Source organism: Mesorhizobium sp. M1A.F.Ca.IN.020.06.1.1, from assembly GCF_004023265.1.
Lineage (GTDB): Bacteria > Pseudomonadota > Alphaproteobacteria > Rhizobiales > Rhizobiaceae > Mesorhizobium.
Window position 1 is genome coordinate 1 of sequence record NZ_RZSR01001093.1, and the last position, 1,835, is coordinate 1,835.

Sequence of the window (1,835 nt, forward strand, 5' to 3'; positions counted from 1 at the left end):
GGATCGTCTTCGCCGCTCGCGGTGTTGCCGGTCAGCCAGGACGAGAGTGTGGCGTTATCCGGCGCGAACAGTGCGGCCGGATGAACGAAGCGCTCCTCCCTGAAGTGCTCGACGAGTGCGGCCCGCGTGTCTTTCACGCGAGCGCGCGGAAGTACCGGCGTGTCCTTGCAGGAGCCTTCGAGCGCGGGCCGCGACAGGCAGGACAGGAACTCCTCCGTTCCCATATTGGACAGGAAGTTGTCCGCGCCGATCGCATTGCCGGCCACGCGGGCGACAATGCCGCTGTTCGACCTGTTCTCCCGGCAAGAGAGCACGTCGATCAGCAGCGACCGCACCGAGACGCGCAGGGTGTCCAGGTCGAACTCGAGCGCGCCCTCCGCATTGAACAGCCGCGACGCGTGCTCGCCGAGGCTTGCGGCCCCATAATAGGAGATGTCGCGTGCGCCGGAGGCGACCGTCACATTCTGACCGGCGAGCGCGAGCACGAGCAGCGCCATCAGCGTGTCGTCCTCGATCGGCGCGCGGGCAAGCGCCTCGTGGAGCGCGTCGGTGCGCAGGTCGCCGATCATCTCGATGCCCTTGCGCGTGACGTCGGGACGGGTGTTCACGACGATCGGAGCATCGTCACCCTCGGCAACAGGCTGTTCGCCCTTCTTGGGCTTTTTTGCCTCCGGCATGCGATAGTGGACCGACTGCACCTTGCCGTCGCGGTCGAGATACATGGCCGTGCAATCCGATTTCGCGGACTTGCCGTAGACGCGTTCGGCCTTGGGCGGCAGTTTCGGCTCGCCCCACTGGCCGGCCTCGACGATTGTTCCCCGCTTCGGCAGGTTGTTTGCCATCCACTCCTGCTGAGCGCCGAGGAAGGCCTCGACATCGGTGGTGTAGCGGCTGTCCTCGTCGGCCGGCGCAAACAGATCCTCGACCCAGGCGATGCCATAGGCCTGCGCCAGGTCGTCGCCGAAGCTCGCATCGCGCGCATACATCCGGGTCCTGGTCAGGCCCTGCGCCACGCTCCACCACGACACCTGCGGGTCGGCCTTGGACGGCTTGTGCTTCTTCCAGACCTCCTTCTGCTCGTCCAGCGAGGCGGAAGCGATCGTGCGCAGCTGGCTCTCGTTGGGCATGTCGCCCTTCGCCATGTGATCGAGCATGGCGGGCAGCACATTGGCGAGCAGACGCAGCTTCCTGATTTTGCGCACGGGGAGAGCGAGAGCGACTGCAATCGCTTCCTCGGTCCAGCCGAGCGCGACGAGGCGCTCGATCGCACGCCACTGATCGACGGGATTGAGCTGTTCGTGCGCCAGCGTCTCGGCCAGCGACCGCATTGCCCCGCCATCTTCGGCACGCTCGAGCACCAGCACGGCAATCTCTTCCAGACCGGCGGCGATCGCCTGCTTCACGCGGCGATGTCCGGCATCGATGACATAGCCATTGCCGCCATCGGTGTCCGGAGCGACGACAGGAGGCTGCACGATGCCGACGGCACGGATCGTCGCCAAGAGCAGCGCGTCGGCCTGTGGGCTCGACTTCGAGCGCCGCGCCTTGTCCGGGTTTTCCTTCAGCGCGCGCGGATCGACCGTGATGAGATGCATGGAAATGCTCCTTCCAGGGGTTAGGACCGGCCCGGGTCGGGCGGCCTTTCTCGTCTTCTTCCCGAAGACACCCCCCGGCCCGCGGAGCGGGCGGGCCGGTGCAACTGCGGCCGAGCATCCCTGCCCGGCCGGACCAGCGGGGCTTTCAGCCCTGCGCAGGACGACGGGCTGGGATCGCGAGCGGCGCGGTTGAGCGCAAGCGTCGGCGGTCCGCCCGATCTGCGAGGGGCCTTCCCTTCC

Annotated in this window: 1 protein-coding gene; it reads right to left on the bottom strand. The window is 67.1% G+C overall.

Translation table 11 applies throughout. The annotated features are described in order from the left end of the window. Positions 1 to 1,595, bottom strand: a 1,595-nt coding sequence (locus EOA60_RS31275; RefSeq protein WP_128312501.1) for a ParB N-terminal domain-containing protein, incomplete at its 3' end; no start/stop codon positions are given. Positions 1,596 to 1,835 lie beyond the last annotated feature (240 nt).